This window comes from Nitrospirillum pindoramense, assembly GCF_007827955.1.
GTDB lineage: Bacteria > Pseudomonadota > Alphaproteobacteria > Azospirillales > Azospirillaceae > Nitrospirillum > Nitrospirillum amazonense_B.
The window spans coordinates 100,502-122,503 of record NZ_VITR01000016.1; the positions used below are offsets into that span (position 1 = coordinate 100,502).

Genomic DNA, 22,002 nt, shown 5'->3' on the forward strand with positions numbered 1-22,002 from the left:
TCCAACCAGGGTGAGCCCAGCTGACATGAGAGCCCCGCCCCATGAGCTTGAACACCTACCGCGCCGGTCCAGACGAGCACGGCCATTTCGGCATCTACGGGGGGCGCTTCGTCGCCGAAACCCTGATGCCCCTGATCCTTGACCTGGAAAAGGCGTACACCGCCGCCAAGGACGACCCGGCCTTCAAGGCCGAAATGGGCTATTACCTGAGCCAGTATGTCGGCCGCCCCAGCAAGCTGTACTTCGCCGAGCGCCTGACCAATGAGCTGGGCGGCGCCAAGATCTACCTGAAGCGCGAAGAGCTGAACCACACCGGCGCGCACAAGATCAACAACTGCATCGGCCAGATCCTGCTGGCCAAGCGCATGGGCAAGACCCGCATCATCGCCGAGACGGGCGCCGGCCAGCACGGTGTGGCCACGGCCACCGTTTGCGCCCTGTTCGGCCTGCCCTGCACCATCTACATGGGCGAGGTCGACATCGCCCGCCAGCAGCCCAACGTCTTCCGCATGAAGCTGTTGGGGGCGGAGGTGAAGCCCGTCGTCTCCGGCTCGCGCACCCTCAAGGACGCGATGAACGAGGCGCTGCGCGACTGGGTCACCAACGTCGGCGACACCTTCTACATCATCGGCACCACCGCCGGCCCGCACCCCTATCCGGCCCTGGTGCGCGACTTCCAGTCCATCATCGGCCATGAGGTGCGCGAGCAGATGGTGGCCATGGAAGGCCGCCTGCCCGACACGCTGGTGGCCTGCATCGGCGGCGGCTCCAACGCCCTGGGCTTGTTCCACCCCTTCCTGGACGACGCCGAGGTCGCCATGGTGGCGGTGGAGGCGGCGGGCCACGGCATCGCCACGGGCGCGCATGCCGCGTCGCTGACCGGCGGCCGCCCCGGCGTGCTGCACGGCAACCGCACCTACCTGCTGCAGGATGAGGACGGGCAGATCGTGGAGGGGCACTCCATCTCCGCCGGCCTGGATTACCCCGGCATCGGGCCGGAGCATTCCTGGCTGCATGACGTGGGCCGGGTGACCTATGTCAGCGCCACGGACACGGAGGCGCTGGACGCCTTCCAGCGCCTGTCGAAGGTAGAGGGCATCATCCCGGCGCTGGAATCGGCCCATGCCCTGGCCGAGGTCATCCGCCGCGCCCCCACCCTGCCCAAGGATCACCTGATGGTCGTGAACCTCAGCGGCCGGGGCGACAAGGACATCTTCACCGTCGCCCGCGAACTGGGGGTCAGCCTGTGAGCACCGTATCTTCTCGCATTGATCGCCGCTTCGCCGCGCTGAAGGCGGAGGGCCGCGCCGGCCTGGTCGCGTTCATCACCGCCGGCGACCCGGACCACGACACCTGCCTGAACCTGCTGAAGGGCCTGCCGGGCGCCGGCGCCGACCTGATCGAGCTGGGCATGCCCTTCACCGATCCCATGGCGGACGGCCCGGCCATCCAGGCGTCCACCCTGCGGGCGCTGGCCGCCGGTGCCCGCATGTCGCGCACGCTGGACCTGGTGCGCGCCTTCCGGTCGGGCGACGTGGACACGCCCATCATCCTCATGGGCTATTACAATCCCATCTACGCCTATGGTGTTGAGCGCTTCCTGGCCGACGCCAAGTCCGCCGGGGTGGATGGCCTGATCGTCGTCGACCTGCCGCCGGAAGAGGATGGGGAGCTGTGCCTGCCCGCCCACGCCGCAGGGGTTAACTTCATCCGCCTGGCCACGCCGACCACGGACAAGGCCCGCCTGCCGGCCGTGTTGGCCAACACCAGCGGCTTCATCTACTACGTTTCCATCGCCGGCATCACCGGGGCGGGCTCCGCCACCAGCGACGCCATCGCCGCCGCCGTCGCCCACCTGCGGACGGGGACCGACCTGCCGGTGGCCGTGGGCTTCGGTATCACCACGCCGGAGGGGGCGGCCGATGTGGCCCGGGTGGCGGACGCCGCCGTGGTGGGCAGCGCCATCGTCCGCCGGCTGGAGGCCAACCTGGACGCCGACGCCAAGGCCAAGCCCGGCCTGGTGGCCGATGTGCTGGGTTTCGTGGGTGAATTGGCGGCTGGGGTGCGCGGCGCGCGGAAATAGGCTACAAGATCGACTTTCGCCTATCGGGGGCGCGCCTTCGGGTGCCGCCCCTTTGGTGTTTGTCAGCGCCGGCCCCGGCACGGCGGCTGTCTTTCCAAGGTTATGCACATGAACTGGCTCACGAACTTCGTCCGTCCCAAGATCCGGGCCCTGGTGTCCAAGAAAGAGGTGCCGGACAATCTGTGGCACAAGTGCCCGTCCTGCGGCGCCATGATCTTCCACCGCGATTTGGAAGAGAACCTGCATGTCTGCCAGCACTGTGGCTTCCACATGCGCCTGGATCCGCTGCAGCGCCTGCGCATGACCCTGGACGCCGGCTTCCAGACCATCGAGCTGCCCAAGCCGGTGGTGGACCCGCTGAAGTTCCGTGACCAGAAGCGCTACACCGACCGCCTGAAGGACGCGCAGTCCAAGACGGGCCGTCCCGACGCCATCGTCGTGGCCCATGGCCGCATCGATGGCCGCGCGGCCGTGGTCGCCGCCTTCGACTTCACCTTCATGGGCGGCTCCATGGGCATGGCGGTGGGCGAGGGCCTGCTGGCCGCGGCCAAGCTGGCCGTGTTGCAGCAGGCGCCGCTGATCGTCGTTCCGGCCTCGGGTGGCGCCCGCATGCAGGAAGGCATCCTGTCGCTGATGCAGATGCCCCGCACCATCATCGCGGCCGAGATGGTGAAGGAGGCGGGCCTGCCCTTCCTCGTCATCCTGACCGACCCGACCACCGGCGGCGTCACGGCCAGCTTCGCCATGCTGGGCGACATCCACATCGCCGAGCCGGGCGCGCAGATCGGCTTCGCCGGCGCGCGCGTCATCGAGAGCACCATCCGCGAGACCCTGCCGGAAGGCTTCCAGCGGTCGGAGTACCTGCTGGAACACGGCATGGTGGACATGGTGGTGCACCGGCGTGAGATGAAGGGCATGCTGGCCCGCGTCATCGACCTGCTGCGCAGTCCCGGCCCCGGCGCCGACGTGGTGCGCATCCCCACCGAACCGTCGCGCCCGCGCCCGGTGCCGGTGAACGGCCGCTAAGACAGGCAACCAGGGACGTTGGAGAGGGGGGACGCGCCCGTGGCGGATCTGGACCAGGTGCTGGCCCGGCTGGGCCAGTTGCATCCCAAGGTCATCGACCTGTCGCTGGACCGGGTGAAGCGGTTGCTGGACCGGCTGGGCCGGCCCCAGGACCGCCTGCCCCCCGTCGTCCACGTCGCCGGCACCAATGGCAAGGGCAGCACCATCGCCTTCCTGCGCGCCATGCTGGAGGCGGCGGGCCACCGGGTGCATGTCTATACCAGCCCCCATCTGGTCCGCTTCAATGAGCGGGTGCGCCTGGCCGGCCGCCTGGTGGATGACGCCGCCCTGGTGACCCTGCTGGAACGGTGCGAGGCCGCCAACCAGGGCGACCCCATCACCATCTTCGAAATCATCACCTGCGCCGCCTTCCTGGCCTATTCCGAGGTGCCGGCCGACGTGCTGCTGCTGGAAACCGGCCTGGGCGGGCGGCTGGACGCCACCAACGTGGTGGACCGGCCGGCCGTCGCCGTCGTCACCCGCATCTCCTTCGACCACACCCAGTTTCTGGGCGACACGCTGGCGGCCATCGCGGGCGAAAAGGCCGGCATCTTCAAGGCCGGTTGCCCCGCCGTGGTCGGACCGCAGGCGCCGGACGTGCCCCTGTCCGTCTTCCGTGACCGCGCCGCCGCCTTGGGCGCGCCGCTGTCCGTTGCCGGAGCGGACTGGTCGGCGCTGCCCAGCGATATCGGGTTCCGGTTCGAAGGCTATGGCCGCACGCTGGACCTGCCCATGCCCGGCCTGCTGGGCACCCACCAGATCGGCAACGCCGGCACCGCCATCGCCGCCTTGCAACACCTGCCCCTGACGGTGCGGGACGCCGACATCGTCGCCGGCCTGGCCACGGTGGAATGGCCCGGCCGCCTGCAGCGCCTGACGCGCGGCCCCCTGGCCGACCTGCTGCCCGGGACGCAGCTCTGGCTGGATGGTGGTCACAACGACTCGGCGGGCGAGGTGCTGGGCGTGCAGGCTGGGCGCTGGACCGGCACTGGTGAAGCGCTGGACCTGGTGGTGGGCATGATCACCAGCAAGGTGCCGGCGGACTTCCTGCGGCCCATCGCCCCCAATGTCCGCCGCCTGGTGGCGATCTCCATCCCGGGCGAGGACGCGACCCGCCCCGCCGCCGACATCGCCGAGGCCGCCCGCGCGGTCGGCATCCCCGAGGTGACCGAGGCCGCCAGCCCGGCGGACGCCATCGCCTGGCTGGCCAAGCAGGGTGCTGCGCCCCGCACCCTGATCTGCGGCTCGCTTTACCTGGCGGGCTGCATCCTGGCCGATAACGGCTGAAGCGGGTTGAGCTGAGGGGGAACGGGCTGACGGGGCGCCGCCCTCACCAATGCACCTCCACCGAGCCGCCGATGGTGCGCGGGGCGCCGATGATGGCGCGGTTCTGGGAGGTCAACAGGTAATCCGCGTAATGCTCGTCCGTGAGGTTGTTCACGAACAGGTACGCCCCCCACAGCCCGGCATCATAACCCACGCGGGTGTTGACGATGGTGCGGGCGCCCACGCGGGATTGGCTCTGGTTGGTACCGATCACGGTGAACACGGCGTCGCGCCAGTTGGCGTTCAGGTTGGCGACGAAGCCTTCGCCGAAATGCAGGTTCACCCCGCCCGCCACCGTCCAGTGCGGGGCGTAGGGGAATTGTGATCCCGTCAGGTCCACGGTGGCGCTGCCCCCGTTGGGAATGTGCAGTTCATCGAACTTGGTGCGCAGATAGCCGAGGGAGGCGTACCAGTCCACCACGGGGCTGATCTTGTGCGTGGTCTCCAGCTCAAAACCGTAGAGGTGCGACTTGCCGGCGTTGACGGTGTTGTAGTCGTAGACGTTATCGCTGAAACGGGCGGTGACCTGCTGGTCGCTCCAGTCCGTGTAGAAGGCGTTGGCGTTCACCGCCAGCGACCCGTCCAGCCAGGTGGACCGGACGGAGCCCTCATAGTTCCAGCTGTATTCCGGGTCGTAGGGCACCAGGGTGGCGTGGGCCGCGTTCTGGCTGGACCCGCCGGAACGATAACCGCGCTGCACCGTGAAGGCCGTCACCAGATCGGGCGTCCAATCCATGGAAACGCCCGCCTTGGGCAGGAAGGCGTCGAAGGTGCGCTGGTTGGACGCGGCGGCTGAGGATGCCTGGCTCACGATGCCGGCCACCCCCCGGTTGATGGCCTGGATGGCCAGGTTCAGCGGCGTGCCCGCGGCGCCGAAGGTGGCGGGGTCGGGGTAGGTGCCGGTGAATTGGGTGGCGGTGCCGGCGCCATACCGGTTCTGTTCATGGTCGTAGCGGAAGCCGGCCAACAGCGACAGCTGGTCGGTCAGACGATAGCGGCCGTCGCCGAACAGGGCCGCCGTTTCCACCTGCTGCGGCTGGTGCGACGTATAGGCCACCGGGATCTCGGGTAGGACCTTGCCGTAGGCGGCGCTGATGGCGCTGGCCGTGGCGGCGGGGAAGCCGCCGCTGCGTAGCAGGTTGGTGATGGTCGTCAGCGGCGTGGTGACGGTGACGTGGCTGTCGGCGTCGACTGTCAGGTCGCGGTTGTAGTACCAGCCCCCCAGCAGGCCGCTGAACCGCTCATCCTGATAGTTCAGGCGCAATTCCTCGGTATAGGTCGTGGCCTTGGTCTTGTTGTCCACCACCTGCAGATCCTGGGGCGTGCCGTCGCTGTCCTGGCTGGCGTCCTGCTTCAGCCGGTTCCAGGAGGCGACGTTGGTCAGGGTCAGCGTGTCGCTCAGGCGGTAGGACAGGTTCAGGGTGGCGATGTCCGTGTCCACCTTGCCGATGTTGGGCCGGTTGGAGAACGAGGTGCGGTGGTCGTAATAATCGGGCACGTCGGTGCGGACGTACTGGTAGAGATAACCGCCGTCGCGCCGCGCCCGGTCATAGCTCAGCACCGCCGTCAGGTCGGGCAGGGCCTTGGGCGTCCATTTCAGCTTGCCGCGCAGGTTCAGGCTGCGCAGCGCGTCCTCATGGTCGTCCAGCACGACGTTCTTGATGATGCCGTCGTTGACGCGCCGCTCCGCCGAGACGCGCAGGCCCAGTTCATCGGTCACCAGCGGGCCGCCGGCGGCGGCGGAAAAGGTGCGCTCCTGCTGGTCCGTCCACTGCACGCGGGCGTCGCCCGTCCAGTGGTCCAGCGACGGGTCGCGGGTGGTGATGACCACGGCGCCCGCCATGGCGTTCAGCCCCTGCAGGGTGGATTGCGGCCCGCGCAGGATCTCCACCTGCGACACGTCCCACATCCCGGTCGGTCCACCGAACAGGGCGGCGCTGGGGATGGGCGCGCCGTCGACATAGACGGTGGCGGCGTCGGCGTTGCCGGCGTTGGACACGCCGGTATTGCCGATACCGCGTATGGTGAAGCCCGAGGCGCCGTAGGTTTGCGAAAGGTTGGCCGTGCGGTCGTAGATGTCCTGGATGGTCTGGATGTTTTCCTGCGCGATGCGCGCCGCCGTGGTGACGGCCACGCTGGCCGTCGTCTCCTTCAGGGTGCGGTTGGTCTTTTCACCCGTGACGATGATGTCGTCCAACCCCTCGCTACCGGCTTCCACCCCCGACGCGGCCGCCGGAGCCGCCCCGGAGGCGGCGTCGTCGGCCCCTGCGGCCAGGGCAGGGCCCAAGGGTGACCAGGACAGCGCGGTCATGGCCAGAAGAATGTAGGAATAGCTTGTTTTGGCTCGCATTTTTGTCCCCCTCTTTTTGGGGGACCCTAATCGCACTACAATTAAGAATCAATATCATTCGCATGGAGTGCCCGCGATGCATCTCGGGCTTCGCTTGGGTCACCGAGATCTGGGCCCCCGAGATTGGGGCAAAGAGAAAGGCGGGCGCCCTGGGGATGCCCGCCTTCTTCTCACACACGATGCCTTGTGGTCCCTTGGAGGGGACTGGACAGGGTCACAGGTTGGACTTGACCCAGTCGGTCAGGGCCTGCTTCGGCAGGGCGCCGACCTTGGTGGCGACCACTTCGCCGTCCTTGAACAGCATCAGGGTCGGCACGCCGCGCACGCCGTACTTGCCGGGGGTCAGGGGGTTGTCGTCGATGTCCAGCTTGGCCACGGTCAACTGGCCATTCAGCTCATCGGCGATGGCCTCCAGGGACGGGGCGATCATCTTGCAGGGGCCGCACCAGGTTGCCCAGAAATCGACCAGCACGGGGCCCGAGGCCTGCTTCACGTCGGCGTCGAAGCTGCTGTCCGTCACCTTCACCATATTCTCGCTCATAACGCTATCCTTGGCTGCTAGGGCTCCCGTCGCTCGGGGGTACCTAGGGTGGCCCTACCTAGTAAGGGTAGGTGCGCGGGGGTCCGCGCCCTTTTCACCGCTAAATGTAGGGGGCCGGGGCGGGTATGGTCAAGGCGGGGCCAAACGGGGATCAGGGCGGTGGCCAGCGCCCCTTGAAAAGCGGCAAATTCTTCCCCCGCCCGGTGGCCACGGCAGACGAATGTGCCGGCCCTGATCCCGCCGAGCCCGGGGAGATTCCGCGCCGGTCGAAAGCTGATCCGCCGGGCAGGGCAAGGCGCGTTGAAATGTTTTGCCGGCCCTGCGGCCTTTTTGAGGTGGCGCTACGTTTGTACGCCGTACAAAAGGAGGTGCCTGGCCGGTCCAGTAAATGGCCCGGTATTTGCTTACAAATTTGTGCAGGGGTATCGTCGGCGCCCCGGAGCGGCCTGTCACAATTGATCATTTATCTGGAATATTTCCTTTGGATAGGAGAGGCTAAGCCCACTTCCCCCTAATTGGGAAGCGGCGGCCTTAGGGACAGCGGGGGCGGCGGTTTCTGGGATGAGCCAACCGAAAACTTTGGATACATCGCCGGGTACGTTTGGCGAGCGGGGGATATCCGTCCCCTTCACCACGCCTATGCTGAGCCAGGCCCGCATGCGCCCCAACCGCCAGGGTGAGTTGGAGTTCCTGTTGCCCAGCTTCAACGGTGGCAGAGGCATGTACATCATGCCCTGGCGGTCCCTGCCGGCGGTCATGACCGTCACCCTGCACGACCGCCTGCTGCACGACGCCCTGCTGGACCTCCGCCAGTATTCGCCCGAAACGGTACGCCAGGCGGTGCTGGCCGTGCAGGCCACGGGCGTCGCCGGGGGCGACGCCTCGCTGGCGGCGGAAAAGACCCTGGCCCTGGACACCGGCTACCAGGCGCTGACCCAGTTCACCCTGGTCACGGAACTTCTGAAACTGGCCCGCTTGGATGCGGGCGACCTGCTGGCCACCGGCATGACCGGCACGGAAAGCCGCCGCCTGATGCGCGCCGCCCTGGGGCAGTTGGCGCAGCGCGCCACCATGCCGGCGGAGGAGATGGTGCAGCGGGTGGAAACCTTCACCGCCCTGATCGCTCCCGTCGGCCTGCCGCAATGCCAGCAGCTGGGCCGCCTGCGCATGGCGGTGGGGGAGCTGGAGCGCACGCGCGCGAGCCTGCTGCGCTGGTCCACCACCGATTTCTCCGAGGTGTCGCAGTTGGCCGTGTTCGTGGCGGATACGGCCAAGGCGGCGCTGGACATGTCGCGCGACCGGCTGGCGCGGCTGGACGCCCGCTGCCGCGACCTGGGGGCCATCGCCGGCGATTTCCGGGCCCTGCGCGCCACGGTGGCGGAGGAGGTGGCCCGAATCGGCTGGCTCATGGATGGGTGGCCCTTCCTCATCCGCCTGTGGGACAGCGTGTCCGACCGTCCGCTGGAAACGCAGCAGTCGACCATGGGCGAACTGTTCCGCCTGGCTCCCCTGGTGCCCGTGGGTGAGGGCGGCAAGGAGCCGTCGGCCTATGAGCTGGAGGCCTTGAGCAAGATACAGACGCGCTGGCTGCGCATGGGCGAGGACTGGCGCACCGGCGCCTTGGACATGCCCGCGGTGATGCGGATCGAAGCCCTGAAGGCGACGCTGTCATGACCGATGCCGCCATCGCCCAGTGGCAGACCCTGGCGCGCGACGCCACCCGGCTCAGCGACGCGAAGTTCCTGCAAATCTACGCCCTGCTGGAACAGCTGGGGGACAAGCCCGGCATCGCCGGCGCCTTCGACGCCATGCGACCCCGCCTGACGCAACTGCGCCCGCCCCGGCGGCCGACCGTGTCGCGTCTGTTCTTTCGCCCGGCGGAGGATCTGTTCGACGATCCCGCCGTCTATACCCGCCGTTTGCAACGCGTTTCGCGCGGCACCTTGCCCACCTGCTGGAAGCTGGTGCGCGCCCGCCTGGAATCCGCCCTGGTCGATGGCGTGGCCCAGGACATCCTGAAGGCCGATCCCCGCGACCCGCGCGTCATGGCGCGGGTGGGCGCCCCCTTGTGGGAGGCCGGTGCCCAGGCGCTGGCCGCCATCGCCCACGAGGCGGACAGCAACCTGCGCTTCATGGTCGACAATTTCGGCCGTGACGACGACGTTCTGCGCCAAATCCAGACGCTGCGTGACGTGTTGCTGTTGGGCTCCGTCATCGAGGATCTGAAGCAGCGGCTGCCGGAACGCCCCATCGGCGACCTGGCGGAAAGCCATGTCGAGGCCATCAAGACTGTCATGGCCCAGTTGGGTGGGGCGGAAAAGCCGCAGGCCTCGGCGCCGGTGCTGCTGGTGCTGACGGCCCGCATGCTGCGGCCCGGCGTGGTGCTGAAAATGCTGACCGACATGAGGGTCACCGGCAACAGCCAGGTGGAGCGCGACGCCCTGACGCGCGACCTGTCGGGCGTGGTGGTGGGCAACCTGCTGCGCCAGACCGGCAGCATGGCCAAGGCGCACGAAGCGGTGCCGGGTTCGGGGACCGCCGGTGCCGCGGCGACGGACCCGGCGCACCGGCTGGGGGCGCTGGCCGCCGTGGCGGAACGGCTGACCGATGGCCTCACCTCGGTCAACGACAGCGTCGCCGTCCTGCGCGACAAGAAGACCGCTGACCGCGTGGCCGCCGCCCGCAGCGAGATCGGCGAGTTCGTGCTGAGCACCGTGCTGGGGGATGTGGAAAAGACCCTGGCGGGGTTGATGTACGCCGCCCGCACCGGCATCGCCACCCCGCCGGACGACATGAGGCGGGCCGAGATCGCGGCCCTGGCGCTGAAGCGGTCCGCCAAGCTGGCCGGTCCCTTGGGCATCCAGCGCGAGGTCGCCGCCAAGATTACGGAGATCCGGCGCGAGATCGACCGGCAGACCGACCGCATGATGTCCGCCCCCGGCGCCCGGGGCGATCCGGAGGTGCGCCGCCAGATGTTCAACCACCTGCGCCTGGTGGAAATCCTGTCCGGGTCGGACGAGGCGGAGCGGATGTACCGGGACTGGAGCCGCCGCCTGGGCTGATCGTTTTCCCGTGGGGTCAGGTCAGCGCCACGGCATCCATGCGGCCGGGATCGACCTCGGTGATGAAGGGGCCGTCGGTCCACAGCAGCAGGCAGCGGATGGCCAGGCCCGGATAGATGCGCCGCAGGGCGTGCCGGTAGGCGGCCATCTGTGAGACATAGAGGCCGGGTATCTCCTCCGCCGTCCGGGGTGGCGGGCGGTTGGTCTTGAAGTCGACGATCTTGACCTCGGTTTCCGTCACCACCAGCCGGTCGATCTGGGCCGCCAGGGGGCGGGTGCCCACCGTTCCCACCAGGGGCACCTCCGCGCGGCTGCCGGGGCCGAACAGGTCGGCGAAGTCCGGATGGTCCAGCACCCGCAGGGTTTCCGCCCAGATCTCCTCCCGCGCCGCCTCATCCAACCCATGCGCCGGCCGGGCCAGCCAGCGGCGGGCGGCGGCGGGCCGCTCCGCCACCGGCATCTCGGGCAGCAACTGCAACAGCCTGTGGATCAGGGTGCCACGCTTGAAGCGCCGCGCCTCCCGCGCCTTTCCGTCACCCAGGGGGCCGTCACCCAGGGGGCCATCACCCAGGGGACCTTGTTCCCCGGAGGGGGGGCCCAGGGGGGAACGCACGGCCGGCTCCTCCCCGTCCGGGCGGGACGGCGCCAGGGGGCGGGACGGGGCGGGTTCGGCCGCCGGCGGGGCCAGCACCCAGGCGGGGGCGGGCGGAATGGCCTCCCCATCCTGGCGCGCGGCGCGCTGGGCCGGTGGGGGCCGCGTCTGCGGTTCGGCCAGCACGCGCCCGTCCCCCGTCCATCCCTGGCGCGACACCGTGGTCAGGTCGAAGGGGTGGTGGGTGGCGATGGTGGACAGCGCCCGTTCCGTTAGCCGGAACCAGGTGTCGTCGCTGGTGGCCGTCTTGCCTTCGTAACCGCAGACATGCAGCCGGTCCTCCGCCCGGGTCAGGGCGACATACAGCAGGCGGCGGTATTCCTGGTCGCGGCGGCGGTCGGCGGCGGCGCGGGCGGCTCGGGTCTTGGTATCCTCCTGCTCCCGCCGGGGGGCGTAAAGGGGCACGCCGGGGGCCTGGTCCGCGCTGTCGCCGTCGTCCTCGTCGTTGGCCTGGGGCCACAGGATGCGGGGGCTGGTCACCGGCTTGCGCGTGGTGTCGGGCAGAATGACCACCGGCGCCTGCAAGCCTTTCGAACCGTGGACGGTCATGATGCGCACCTGGCCACCCTCTGGTCCCCGGTCCTTGGCGCCGGTGTCCAGCTCGCGCTTCACCTCGGTCTGGCCGGCGGCCAGCCAGTGCAGGAAACTTTGCAGCGACGGCGGATGCGCGCGGTCGAAGCCCAGGCACAGGGTCAGGAACTCATCCACCGGGTCGATGGCCTCGGCCCCCAGGCGGCCCAGCAGGGCGCGCCGGCCGCTGACGGCGTCGGCCGGGCAGGGGCGGGTCAGCAACCCGGCGAACAGCTCATAGGGCGCGGTGTAGTCCACCTCGCCCAGCAGGCGGCGCAGCCAGGCATAGGCGGGGCGGAAGCGCGCGTCCGTCTCCGCCCGCTTCACCAACGCCGGCCACAGATGCCCCCCGCGCCCTTGGGCCAGGGCGAACAGCGCCTCCTCATCCAGGCCGACGAAGGGGCTTTTCAGCACCGTGGCCAGGGTCAGGTCGTCCTCGGGCATCAGCAGGAACTGGCCCACCGCCATCAAATCCATGACGGCCAGCTGTTCCGTCAGCACCATGCGGTCCACGCCCGCCACCGGCACGCGCCGCTCCTTCAGCGCCCGCACCAACTGCTGGACGAAGGCGTTGCGGCGGCGGACCAGCACCAGGATATCGCCGGCGGTCAGGGACCGGCCACGCGCCTCCAGCACCTCCCCCTGGGCGATCCAATGGGCGATCTGGTCGGCGATGACGGTGGCCAGGCGCGCCTGGGGCCTGTCCTCCGGCTCATGGTTCAGGGGAGGCGACCAGGCCGGCGTCTCCACCCCGTCGCCGGGCCGCACCAGGGGCCACAGCTCCACCTTGCCCGCCATGCCCTGGCGGAAGGGACGGTGGCGGATGGCCTGGGCCGACACGCCGTCCCGCGCCTCTTGCTGGGCGAACACCGTGTCCACCGCCTGCAGCACCGCGCCGACGGAACGGAAGGACGTTTCCAGGTCCACAATGGCCCAGGGCCGTTCCGCCGCCTGCACCCGCGCCTGGAAGGTGCGGCGCATGCGGGCGAACTCCGCCGGGTCGGCGCCCTGGAAACTGAAGATGGACTGCTTCTCGTCACCCACCACGAACAGGGTGCGGCGCACGTTTGACTGGCCCTCGCCGGCGAAGAACTCCTCCGCCAGGGCGCTCACCACCCGCCATTGCTCCGGGTTGGTGTCCTGCGCCTCGTCGATCAGGATGTGGTCCAGGCCGCCGTCCAGCTTGTACAGCACCCAGGCGCAGGCCTGGGCCTCCCCCGTCAGCAGGGCGCTGGCCGCCAGGATCAGGTCGTCGAAGTCCAGCTGCGCCCGGCTGTCCTTCCAGCGCTGATAGCCTTCCAGCATGCTGCCGGCCAGGGTCAGCAGGCTGGCGGTGGAATGGGCCACGGTGACGGCGCGCAGACGCTCCTGCAACGCGACCAGCCGCGCGCCTTCCTGGGCCAGGATGTCGGGCGTGCGGGGGTTGGCGGCGGTGGCGTCCTTGCCCGCCAGCTTGGCGCGCACCGTGCCTTCCGCCGTCAGGAATTGGCGGCGCCAGGTGTCGAAGTCGGTCAGGCGGCGCTCCGGCTGGTCCAGCCACAGCTGGATGGCCAGGCCCCGCTCCACATCCGTCTTGGTGCCCACGGCCAGGGCGGCGCAGGCCGCGCGCAGGCCGGTGACGTCCAGGGCCTCGTCCCGGCAACCGGCCGCCAGCACCGCGCCCTCCGTCTCGCCCGGACCGACCTCCAGGTGGCGGAACAGGGCGGCAATGGTGCCGTCCAGGCCCGCCTCCGGGCCGCCGCCCGGCTTGGCATGCGCCTCCAGGATGCGGCGGATGCGGCCGCGCTGGGCCACCAGGTCGGCCAGCAGCTCGGCGAAGCTCTCCTCGTTCAGGGCGCCGGCCAGGCGCTTCAGGGCCCGGCCCAGGGGGGTGTCGGGCCGGTCCTGGGCCGACGCCAGCATGTGGGCCTGCGCCTCGGCCAGGGCTTCCGCCGCCGTGCGGTCATCCATGACCTGGAAATTGGGCGGCAGCCGCGCCTCCAGCGGGAAGCGGCGCAGCAGTGACTGGCAGAAGGCGTGGATGGTCTGGATCTTCATGCCGCCGGCGGTGTCCAGCACGCGGGCGAACAGGCGGCGGGCGGTCAGCACCTCATCCCGCGTGGGCGGGCGGCCGTTCAGCTCGGCCAGGGCCTGGGTCAGGTCGCCATCCGGCATCACCGCCCATCCCGCCAGGCGTTCCGCGATGCGATTCGCCATTTCGGCGGCGGCCGCCTTGGTGAAGGTCAGGCACAGGATGCGGCCCGGCTCGGTGCCGGCCAGCATCAGCCGCACCACCCGGTCGGTCAGCACCTTGGTCTTGCCGGTACCGGCCGACGCCCCCACCCAGACGGAGGTTTCGGGGTCTGACGCCTGGCGCTGCTTGACTGTGGGGTCGATGGGCCGACTCGGGGGCAGGGAGGGTCCCTGGGACGGGCTGATCTCGCTCATGCCTCGCCCCCATCGCCCACGGACCATTCCGCCACGCGCGCCAGATGCAGGTAATCGGAATAGCGCGGCGCCATGCCCGGCCGGGGCTGCGAGCGATAGGGCGTGCTCTCCTGGTCGAACAGGTCGATCAACTGGCGCAGGCCCTCCACCGCCTCCGCCGCCAGGCGGGCGGGGTCCAGCTTCAGCGCCACCACCTGGCCGGCGGGTTCCCCCCCCGTCAGGCGCCAGAACGCCAGCTGCTCCACCACCGGCACGCGCAGGCCGAACCCGCCGGCCAGGGCGATGGCGGCCTCCAGCGGCAATTGCGGGGCGAAGCCCAGCTCCACGTCGCGCGCGCGCGGTGGGGTGCCGGTCTTGTAGTCGATGATGGCGACGGACCCGTCGGGGTGGCGGTCGATACGGTCGGCCTTGGCGATGATTTCGAACGGCTTGTACGCCGTCTCCACGGTCAGGATGCCCTTGGCCTCGGTCGCCAGGGGTTGCAATCCGCCCGCCCGGCGGTCGCGCTCCAGCGCTAGGAACCAATCGGCGATGCGCTCGAACCGCGGCCACCAGAAGGTTTCCAGGCTGGGCAGGCCGCTGTAGGGGGCGAAGGCCAGGCGGCCGAAGCGCAGCACCTGGTCGCGCGCGTCCTCGGGCAGCAGGGTGCCCGGGTTGGCCTTGATGAAATCGTCCAGCGCCTTGTGGATCATGGTGCCCCGGTCGGCGGCGCCGGGGTCGGCGTCCAGCGGGTCCAGCGCCTCCAGCCGCAGGACGTGGCGGGCGTACAGGGCATAGGGGTCGCGCATCCAGGTTTCCACCTGGGTGACGGACAGGCGGCGGGGCCGGGCGGCCACCGGGGGGCGCGGCTCCGGCGGGGGGCAGGGGCGCACGGCGGCGGGCGTATCCATCGCCTCCGTCCAGGCGGTCCAGCGGGCCATGCCGCCGGTCAGGCTGCGGGCGCGGCCCAGGGCCTTCAGCACCGTATCCAGCCGCAGCAGCCAGCGCGAGGGCACGGTGGGCGTGCCCTCCACCCGTTCCGACCGGGTCAGCACCACCACGGGCGCGCCGCAGGCCTGGGCGAAGTCGTGCGCCGTTTGGCCCAGATGCTGTTCCGGCGTGGGCAGGCCGAAGCGCTGGCGCATGGGGCGCGACAGCCAGGGGTCGGCCTTGGGCTGCGGCGGCCAGGTGCCCTCGTTCAGGCCGCCCAGGATCATGACGTCGAACTGCTGCAGCCGTGCCTCCAGCAGGCCGAGGATGTACAGGCGCGGATGCAGGCCGTAGCGGGGACGTACCGCCCGGCCCACCATCAGGGCGCTGATGACGGCGGCGTAGTCCGGCCCGCCCAGCTCGGGGAAGTCGTGGCCGGCGTCCTGCACCTCATCCACGAAGCTGGCCGCCGCCTCGCCATCGTCCAGGCGCCACAGGCGGTCGGCGCCGGATTGCTCGTCACTTGCGGCCAGGGCCTCCGCCGTGCGGGCGTGCAGGTCCAGCCAGCCGGCCAGGGTCCGGCCCGTGCCGTTCATGGCCGCCAACAGCGGCCGCAGGATGTCTTCCAGCCCGTCGATGAAGGCGCCCAGGCGGGCGCGGTGGGCGTCCACGTCGCCATGGGCATCGAAGCGGCGGGGATCCGCCTGGGTCAGCGCCAGGCGCAGGCCGTCGAAACCATCGGCCGGCCGGGGGCCGCGCAGCACGGCGCGTTCCAGGTCGCGCACCTGGGTGCGGAAGAAGGACGGGTTGTGCCCGCCCGCCGCCAGCGGATGCTTCAGCAGGGACAGCAGCGCCAGGGGCGACGGCTCCGCCGCCCAGTCGGCCAGCAGGCGCAGATAGCTGCCCACGGCGCTCTGGGTCAGCGGCAGGCCGGCGCTGTCGTTGACGGCGATGTCCCAGCGCTTCAGCGCCAGGGCCACGCGCCGCGCCAGGTCGCGGTCGGCGGTCACCAGCGCCGCGGTGCGGCCCGGCGTCTCCAGCGCCTCGCGCATCATCAGGGCGATGGCCCCCGCCTCCTCCTGCGGGGTGGCGGCGTCCAGGCGGGACAGGCCGGCCAGGGCCGCGTCCGCTTCCGCCGCCAGGGGGCTGGCCGACAGGTCCTGCCACGCTTCCGTCGTGCCGGCGGGGCGCAGCGCCTCCGCGATCAGGCGGGCGCGGGCGGGGTGGCTGCCGCGACGGGCGGCCAGGGGGCCTGGCAGCGGATCGGGCAGGGGCCAGGGGCGCACCTCGGCCCGGGGAATGTCCAGGCGGTGCAGCAGGCGCTTCAGGCCGTATTGCGGATGGGCCTCGTCCAGATCCTGCCAGGTGGCCTCGTCACAGCCGAGGTCCAGGCCGGGCAGCACGACGGCGCCTTGGGGCAACGCCGCCACCACGGCCAGCAGGTCGGCGGTGGCCGGGATGCTGCCGGTGGAGCCGGCGGCGATGACCGGGCCCGGCGGCGGCTTGGTCCGCCAGGTGTCGGCCAGGGCTTTCAATCGCAGTTCCCGCTCCTTGGCCGGGTCCACGCCGCCCTCGTCCGCCAGCAGGGCGGGCCAATGCTGGGTGATGATCTCCAGGAAGCGCAGGGTCACCTGCCAGTGCTGGGCATAGTCGTCGGGCACCAGGCGGGCCAGATCCTCGAACCGGCAGCCCTCGGTCTGCACCTCGTCCAGCAGGCGGGCCAGCTCGCCCGCCAGGCTCACGGCTTGGGCCGGGGTGGCGGCCAGGTCGGGCGCGCGCATCACCAGGCGGGCCAGCAGCAACTGGCGGCGCAGGGCCGGCACGGCCTGCGGCAGGTCGGTGCCGCCCTGGGTGAACACCACCTCGTCCGTGTCCACGTCGCCCAGGGGCGACAGGCGGGGCAGCAGGATGGGCGTGCCGTCCGACAGGCGCAGGAACGCCTCGCGCAGGGCGCGGACGGCGCGGACCGTGGGCAGCAGGACCGTCAGGCGCGACAGGGCCAGCGGGTCGTCGCCCACGCGCGCCAGGATGCCGGCCGCCAGCGCGTCCACGAACGGCAGTCCCGGCGCGATGGTGAACAGGCGCCCCCCCCAATCCCCGCCGCTGGCATCGCCCCAACTCATGGCGTCAGGGCTCGGCCTTGCGCGGCTGGCTCAGCTTGGCGTCGTGCGGGATGGGGTGGCCCAGCAGGGTGTTGACCTCCTCCACCGCCTCGGGCGTGCCGACATGGAACCAGACGCCGTCATGGCGCATGCCGTACAGACGCCCGGCCTCCTCCGCCTGGTGCCAGAGGGTGAGGTTGGAGAAACGGTCCGCGGCGATGGCCTGGTACAGTTCCGGCTTCACGATATGCACACCGGCGAAGACGAAGGGCGCCAACTCGCCCTCGGCGCGGTAGTGCAGGCGGCCGTCCGGCTCCATGTGGTAATCGCCGGGCCCGTCATAGCCCACGGCCGCCACGGTGGGCATCAGCAGCAACAGCACATCCATGACCGCCGGATCCCAGGTGGCGGCCAACCGCTTCAGCGCCGGGATGGGCCCGTCCAGCCACAGGATGTCGGCGTTGACGACATAGATCGGATCGGTGCCCAGGTGGGGCAGGGCATGGCGCACGCCTCCGCCGGTCTCCAGCAGATCCGCCTCGGGCGACAGGGTGATGGCGGGGCTGGACCGGCCGGCCAGGTGGCTTTCGATCATGGCGCCCAGATGGTGGGTGTTGACCACCGCGCGCTCCACGCCGCTTTCCGCCAGCCGGTCCAAGGCGTGGTCCAGCAGGGGGGCGCCGCCCACCTCCACCAGCGGCTTGGGCCGCGTCAGGGTCAGCGGGCGCATGCGCAGGCCCAGGCCGGCGGCCAGAACCATGGCCGTGTGCGGAACGGAATGAACGGAGGTAACGGTTACGGCGACAGAGGCGGACATCGCGTCAAAAACTCCGGACGATGGCATCGGCGTCAAGGTTGGCGGGTAGGTGGCGTTCCACCCAGCGGGCGACGGGGGACACGGCCGGATGCCGGATGGCCCCCGTGAACTGGCCCCATACCCGGGGCAGGAAGGACAATTGCGGCGCGCCGGTGGTCGCCTGGATCAGCTGCGCCACGCGGCCCAGGATGCGCGCATGGCGCACGGCGGCCAAGATGGCGCAGGAGGCGGCGAAGGCGCCCCGGTCCATGCCGGGAAAGGCAGCCACGTAACGCCGGATCATGGCCTGGCGCAAGTCGTCCGGCACGTCGCGCCGCGCATCCTCCAGCAGCGACACCAGGTCGTAGGCGCGCGGACCGATGCCGCCATCCTGGAAATCCAGCAGGCCGCAGGCCGCCACGCCGGCGCGGCCCGCCAGGCGCATCAGGTTGCCGGGGTGATAATCGCGCAGCAGCAGGGTGGGGGCCAGGGACAGGGCGGCGGGCAGCACCGCCTCCCACGCCTGCGCCAGCTCATCCCACGCCCCCGCCGGCAGGGCCTGCCCGCGCACGGCGGGGGCGAAGGCGTCGGCGAACAGCATGACCTGGTCGCGGAACAGGCCCACGTCATAGCGCGAGAGGTCCGGGGCGGCCGCGGGAACGAAGCGCTGGTGCAGGGCGATCAGCACGTCGGTCGCCACCTCGTACAGCGGCTGCCACGGCTCCTCCCCGCCATCCAGCAGGCGGGCGTAGTCATCGCTGCCGAAATCCTCGATCAGCAGCAGGCCCTGCGGCTCGTCCCCCGCCAGGATCAGCGGGGCCGACAGGGCGCAGTCCCGCAGCAGCCCGGCGATCTGGACGAAGGGCGGCACCTGGCTGGCGGCCACCTCGTCGCGGCAGTCCATCAGGATGGCGGTGCCCTGGTTCAGCGTCAGGCGCTCATACCGGCGGGCCGACCAGTCGGCGCCCATGGGCTGGCGCCGGGCCGCACCCCAGCCAGCCTGCTCTAGGAAGCGGCGGATGACGGTCTCGCGGGGCGGGGTATCGCGTCTCATGGCTCAAAACCTCTCCCAAGTCGGGAAGCCCAGGCGCCATGGCCTGTCAGGGTGGCGCGCCGGCTGTCGGGCCCGGTGATGGCCAGGTCCAGCTCCAGCCGGTCGGCGGGCAGCCGCGGACCCAGCCGCGTGGGCCATTCCACCAGGGCCACCCCGTCATGGATGACCTCCTCCCACCCCAGTTCCAAGACCTCATCCGGTTCCGTCAGCCGGTAGAGGTCGAAATGCCACAGGGTGTAGCCCGGCAGGTCGTAGGTCTGCACCAGGGTGAAGGTGGGGCTGGGCACCTCCTCCTCCGCATCACCCAGGCCACGGATCAGGTGGCGGGCGAAGGCGGACTTGCCCGCCCCCAGGTCGCCCGACAGGGCAACCACGTCGCCGGGGCGCAGCAGGCGGCCCACCCGTGCCGCCAGATTGGCCGTCGCCGCCTCATCGGGCAGGTCCAGGGTCAGCGCTTGGGGCATGGTTTTCCTAAGTGGTGGCAGGGCGACGGCGATGCGCGGGCGGATTTTGCGGCGCCCCAGGTTACCGAGGCAAGCGCGCGTGGGGTGCATCCCGCGAATAAGCCCCGCGAACTGGGCAGTTGATTAGCGCATCAATTCGCGTGATGAAAGCAACCCGAACCGTTGACCGGCCGTGCGGCCCGCCTTTGGGCGCGGCCCCCTTCAGGCGCCACCCCATGCGCCGGTCCCCGCGTGCCGTGCCAGGAGTACACCAGACCCATGTCCAGCCAGCTTCCGACCATCGCCCCCGGCGGCGTCCATCGCACCGATGTCTGCATCATCGGCGCGGGTCCCGTCGGCCTGTTCGCCATCTTCGAATGCGGCATGCTGAAGCTGGACTGCCACGTGGTCGACGCGTTGGACATGGTGGGCGGCCAGTGCACCGCGCTCTACCCCGAAAAGCCCATCTATGACATTCCCGGCTATCCGCAGGTGGAGGCCGCGACCCTGATCGACCGGCTGGCCGAGCAGGCCGCCCCCTTCAACCCCAACTATCACCTGGGCCAGCAGGTCACCACCCTGACCCCCGGCGCGGATGGCCGCTGGCTGGTGGGCACGGACAAGGGCACCACCATCGACTGCCGCGCCGTGCTGGTCGCCGCCGGCTGCGGCGCCTTCGGCCCCAACAAGCCGCCGCTGGATGGTCTGGACGCCTATGAAGGCAAGTCGGTGCACTACCTGGTGCGCCGTCGCCAGGATTTCGCGGGCAAGCGCGTGGTCATCGCCGGCGGTGGCGACAGCGCCGTGGATTGGGCCATTTCCCTGTCCGAGGTGGCGGAGCGGGTGATGGTGGTCCACCGCCGGCCCAAGTTCCGCGCCGCGCCCGAAAGTGCCGCCCGGCTGGACCAGCTGGCCAAGGACGGCGTCATCGACATGGTGGTGCCCTACCAGCTGGCCGGCCTGGAAGGGGCGGACGGTCAGCTCACCGGCGTGACGGTCGCCACGCTGGACGGGCAGGAGAAGACCTTGCCCGCCGACGCCCTGCTGGCCTTCTTCGGCTTGGCCATGGACCTGGGTCCCATCGCCAGCTGGGGCCTGAACGTGGAACACCACCATGTGGCGGTGAACCCGGCCACCATGGCCACCAACGTGCCGGGCGTCTTCGCCATCGGCGACATCGCCACCTACCCCGGCAAGGTGAAGCTGATCCTGTGCGGCTTCGCCGAGGCCGCCATGGCCGTGCACGCCATCCACCCCCTGGTCCACCCGGGCGAGGCGCTGCACTTCGAATATTCCACCAGCCGGGGTGTGCCCGGGGCTTAAGGCCCCCTCACCCGCCGGGCGCCTAGGCCTATCGGTTTTCCACCAGGACGATCAGGCGGTCGATGGCGTCGGACAGCGGCGGCAGGTGCTCCAGCACGCTGTTCCACAGCACCCGCGTGGCCACGCGGCGGTCGGGCGGTTGCAGCAACTGGCCCATCGCCGCGATCTGGCGCCAGGGGATGCCCGGTTCGGCTGCCGTCAGGTCGGCTGGCAACTGACGGACGGCGGCGGACACCATTTCCAACGACCGCTCCACCGCCCGCTGCAGACTCCAGCTGGCCGCGAACTCCGAATAGGCGACGCCGGCGGTCATGCCGCTGATGCCGTCCAGGGTTTCACGCAGGTCGCCCAGGCGCAGGATGGTGCTGCGGGCCATGGTCAGAACACGCGCACGGCATCGGCCTCAATTACGGGGCGCAGCCGGGGGTGCAGGCCGTCGCGGGTGGTCACCGCCGATGGCCGGCCCAGGATGGTGCGCACCTTGTCCTGGATGTCGGCCAGCTCGATCAGGCTGAAGCGCGGGTCGTGGGTGTCCAGGAACAGGTCGATGCCGCCCTCGCGCTCCCGTGCCGCAGGCCCGCCCACCATGAACAGGTGCGCCACGCCGGCCCGGTGCAATTCGGCCTCATGCGCCCGCAGTTTGCTGACCGCCTGTTCCTGGTTCATGACCGTCCCCTCAGCCGTTCTTGAGCGAGGCTAACATCTCCCGCCGCAGGATGGCATTGATACGGGATTGGTAGCCCTTGCCCTGGGACCGCAGCCAGGCCAGCACGTCGGAATCGATGCGCACCGTGGTGGATGTCTTGGTCGGCTTGTAGAAGCGGCCACGCACGGCGTTCTTCCAGAACTCCTCGGTCAATTCTGGGATGTCGCTGGTGTCGATCTCGCTGTCCGGCCGTTCGGCCAGGGCCTGCAACTCGGCCTTTTGCTCCTCCGTCAACGGGGGAAGATCGGCCAAGCGCTTCCTAACGATCTTCGTTCTCATACTGACGTCTTTCCATCCGCGTCGCTCTTCGCGCTGAAATGATCCGGACCACTTCGATGATCTGGCCTTGCTCAACCTCTTCCCAGAGAGTGTGAGCAACCAACAGCAGTAGATGTCCGGTAACCACGCCCAAGGTCTGCCATCGCACCTCACCGCCTTCGATACGGTCTTGTCGCATCAAGACGAATGGATCATCGAAAACGCGCATGGCCATTTCAAATGTGATGCCGTGCTTGCGGTAATTGCTTACCGCCTTCATCTCATCCCATTCGAAGAGCCTGTCCATACGAATATGTTACTACAATTCCGTAGGT

General features: G+C 70.0%; 18 protein-coding genes. 7 read left to right on the plus strand and 11 right to left on the minus strand.

Going from position 1 to position 22,002, the window contains the following annotated elements; all coding sequences use genetic code 11:
- Positions 1-41 precede the first annotated feature (41 nt).
- The 4 genes from trpB to FBZ90_RS22920 all read left to right on the plus strand — a co-directional run bounded on the left by trpB (position 42) and on the right by FBZ90_RS22920 (position 4,435).
- Complete coding sequence (gene trpB / locus FBZ90_RS22905) at positions 42-1,250, plus strand: tryptophan synthase subunit beta (RefSeq protein WP_145735305.1); 1,209 nt, start codon at positions 42-44, stop codon at positions 1,248-1,250.
- Positions 1,247-2,083 carry a tryptophan synthase subunit alpha gene (trpA, locus tag FBZ90_RS22910; protein WP_145735306.1) on the plus strand — a complete coding sequence of 279 codons (837 nt, stop codon included), beginning with the start codon at positions 1,247-1,249 and terminating at the stop codon, positions 2,081-2,083. The genes trpB and trpA overlap by 4 nt, the downstream gene beginning before the upstream one ends.
- A 108-nt stretch (positions 2,084-2,191) precedes the next feature.
- Positions 2,192-3,109: an acetyl-CoA carboxylase, carboxyltransferase subunit beta gene (gene accD, locus FBZ90_RS22915; protein ID WP_145735307.1), complete on the plus strand. Its 918-nt coding sequence runs from the start codon at positions 2,192-2,194 to the stop codon at positions 3,107-3,109.
- Positions 3,110-3,148: 39 nt separating this feature from the next.
- Complete coding sequence (locus tag FBZ90_RS22920; RefSeq protein ID WP_211102265.1) at positions 3,149-4,435, plus strand: bifunctional folylpolyglutamate synthase/dihydrofolate synthase; 1,287 nt, start codon at positions 3,149-3,151, stop codon at positions 4,433-4,435.
- A gap of 43 nt (positions 4,436-4,478) precedes the next feature.
- On the opposite strand, the gene FBZ90_RS22925 is transcribed toward FBZ90_RS22920, so the two are convergent.
- Both FBZ90_RS22925 and trxA read right to left on the minus strand, forming a co-directional pair.
- Entirely contained in the window at positions 4,479-6,824 is a 2,346-nt protein-coding gene (locus FBZ90_RS22925; RefSeq protein ID WP_246130749.1) for a TonB-dependent receptor, read from the minus strand.
- A 214-nt stretch (positions 6,825-7,038) separates the two neighbouring features.
- Positions 7,039-7,353 (minus strand): thioredoxin TrxA, encoded by a 315-nt coding sequence (trxA, locus tag FBZ90_RS22930; RefSeq protein ID WP_420872617.1) that lies wholly within the window; start codon positions 7,351-7,353, stop codon positions 7,039-7,041.
- 573 nt (positions 7,354-7,926) lie between these two features.
- On the opposite strand from trxA, the gene FBZ90_RS22935 reads away from it, so the two are divergent.
- Entirely contained in the window at positions 7,927-9,039 is a 1,113-nt protein-coding gene (locus FBZ90_RS22935) for a hypothetical protein (protein ID WP_145735310.1), read from the plus strand.
- Positions 9,036-10,427, plus strand: coding sequence for a hypothetical protein (locus FBZ90_RS22940; RefSeq protein WP_145735311.1), 1,392 nt, complete (start codon positions 9,036-9,038; stop codon positions 10,425-10,427). Before FBZ90_RS22935 ends, FBZ90_RS22940 begins: the two co-directional genes overlap by 4 nt.
- Before the next feature lie 16 nt (positions 10,428-10,443).
- Here the strand turns inward: FBZ90_RS22940 and addA are convergent, their stop codons facing one another.
- Genes addA through tsaE form a run of 5 tightly spaced genes read right to left on the minus strand, consistent with a single transcriptional unit; the run spans position 10,444 to position 19,401 of the window.
- On the minus strand, positions 10,444-14,076 hold the full coding sequence (gene addA, locus FBZ90_RS22945; protein ID WP_145735312.1) for a double-strand break repair helicase AddA: 3,633 nt from the start codon (positions 14,074-14,076) through the stop codon (positions 10,444-10,446).
- Positions 14,073-17,108 (minus strand): double-strand break repair protein AddB, encoded by a 3,036-nt coding sequence (addB, locus tag FBZ90_RS22950; protein ID WP_145735313.1) that lies wholly within the window; start codon positions 17,106-17,108, stop codon positions 14,073-14,075. Before addB ends, addA begins: the two co-directional genes overlap by 4 nt.
- A gap of 4 nt (positions 17,109-17,112) precedes the next feature.
- Positions 17,113-17,904, minus strand: a complete 792-nt coding sequence (locus tag FBZ90_RS22955) for a nucleotidyltransferase family protein (RefSeq protein WP_211102266.1) — start codon at positions 17,902-17,904, stop codon at positions 17,113-17,115.
- 4 nt (positions 17,905-17,908) lie between these two features.
- Positions 17,909-18,937: an aminoglycoside phosphotransferase family protein gene (locus FBZ90_RS22960; protein WP_145735314.1), complete on the minus strand. Its 1,029-nt coding sequence runs from the start codon at positions 18,935-18,937 to the stop codon at positions 17,909-17,911.
- A complete protein-coding gene (gene tsaE / locus FBZ90_RS22965) occupies positions 18,934-19,401 on the minus strand; it encodes a tRNA (adenosine(37)-N6)-threonylcarbamoyltransferase complex ATPase subunit type 1 TsaE (protein ID WP_145735315.1) in 468 nt (155 codons plus the stop codon). The genes FBZ90_RS22960 and tsaE overlap by 4 nt, the downstream gene beginning before the upstream one ends.
- Before the next feature lie 258 nt (positions 19,402-19,659).
- On the opposite strand from tsaE, the gene FBZ90_RS22970 reads away from it, so the two are divergent.
- Entirely contained in the window at positions 19,660-20,703 is a 1,044-nt protein-coding gene (locus FBZ90_RS22970) for an NAD(P)/FAD-dependent oxidoreductase (protein WP_145735316.1), read from the plus strand.
- Between the two features lie 28 nt (positions 20,704-20,731).
- Here the strand turns inward: FBZ90_RS22970 and FBZ90_RS22975 are convergent, their stop codons facing one another.
- Genes FBZ90_RS22975 through FBZ90_RS22990 form a run of 4 tightly spaced genes read right to left on the minus strand, consistent with a single transcriptional unit; the run spans position 20,732 to position 21,974 of the window.
- Positions 20,732-21,079 carry a HepT-like ribonuclease domain-containing protein gene (locus FBZ90_RS22975; RefSeq protein ID WP_145735317.1) on the minus strand — a complete coding sequence of 116 codons (348 nt, stop codon included), beginning with the start codon at positions 21,077-21,079 and terminating at the stop codon, positions 20,732-20,734.
- Between the two features lie 2 nt (positions 21,080-21,081).
- Complete coding sequence (locus FBZ90_RS22980; RefSeq protein WP_145735318.1) at positions 21,082-21,369, minus strand: nucleotidyltransferase family protein; 288 nt, start codon at positions 21,367-21,369, stop codon at positions 21,082-21,084.
- 10 nt (positions 21,370-21,379) lie between these two features.
- A complete protein-coding gene (locus FBZ90_RS22985; RefSeq protein ID WP_246130751.1) occupies positions 21,380-21,661 on the minus strand; it encodes a BrnA antitoxin family protein in 282 nt (93 codons plus the stop codon).
- Positions 21,662-21,668: 7 nt separating this feature from the next.
- Positions 21,669-21,974 (minus strand): BrnT family toxin, encoded by a 306-nt coding sequence (locus FBZ90_RS22990; protein WP_145735320.1) that lies wholly within the window; start codon positions 21,972-21,974, stop codon positions 21,669-21,671.
- Positions 21,975-22,002 lie beyond the last annotated feature (28 nt).

Coding starts and splice junctions, on each gene's coding strand:
- trpB (WP_145735305.1), top strand. CDS start 42: ATGAGCTTGAACACCTACCGCGCCGGTCCAGACGAGCACGGCCATTTC.
- accD (WP_145735307.1), top strand. CDS start 2,192: ATGAACTGGCTCACGAACTTCGTCCGTCCCAAGATCCGGGCCCTGGTG.
- FBZ90_RS22925 (WP_246130749.1), bottom strand. CDS start 6,824: ATGCGAGCCAAAACAAGCTATTCCTACATTCTTCTGGCCATGACCGCG.
- trxA (WP_420872617.1), bottom strand. CDS start 7,353: ATGGTGAAGGTGACGGACAGCAGCTTCGACGCCGACGTGAAGCAGGCC.
- FBZ90_RS22935 (WP_145735310.1), top strand. CDS start 7,927: ATGAGCCAACCGAAAACTTTGGATACATCGCCGGGTACGTTTGGCGAG.
- FBZ90_RS22940 (WP_145735311.1), top strand. CDS start 9,036: ATGACCGATGCCGCCATCGCCCAGTGGCAGACCCTGGCGCGCGACGCC.
- addA (WP_145735312.1), bottom strand. CDS start 14,076: ATGAGCGAGATCAGCCCGTCCCAGGGACCCTCCCTGCCCCCGAGTCGG.
- addB (WP_145735313.1), bottom strand. CDS start 17,108: ATGAGTTGGGGCGATGCCAGCGGCGGGGATTGGGGGGGGCGCCTGTTC.
- FBZ90_RS22955 (WP_211102266.1), bottom strand. CDS start 17,904: ATGTCCGCCTCTGTCGCCGTAACCGTTACCTCCGTTCATTCCGTTCCG.
- FBZ90_RS22960 (WP_145735314.1), bottom strand. CDS start 18,937: ATGAGACGCGATACCCCGCCCCGCGAGACCGTCATCCGCCGCTTCCTA.
- tsaE (WP_145735315.1), bottom strand. CDS start 19,401: ATGCCCCAAGCGCTGACCCTGGACCTGCCCGATGAGGCGGCGACGGCC.
- FBZ90_RS22970 (WP_145735316.1), top strand. CDS start 19,660: ATGTCCAGCCAGCTTCCGACCATCGCCCCCGGCGGCGTCCATCGCACC.
- FBZ90_RS22975 (WP_145735317.1), bottom strand. CDS start 21,079: ATGGCCCGCAGCACCATCCTGCGCCTGGGCGACCTGCGTGAAACCCTG.
- FBZ90_RS22980 (WP_145735318.1), bottom strand. CDS start 21,369: ATGAACCAGGAACAGGCGGTCAGCAAACTGCGGGCGCATGAGGCCGAA.
- FBZ90_RS22990 (WP_145735320.1), bottom strand. CDS start 21,974: ATGGACAGGCTCTTCGAATGGGATGAGATGAAGGCGGTAAGCAATTAC.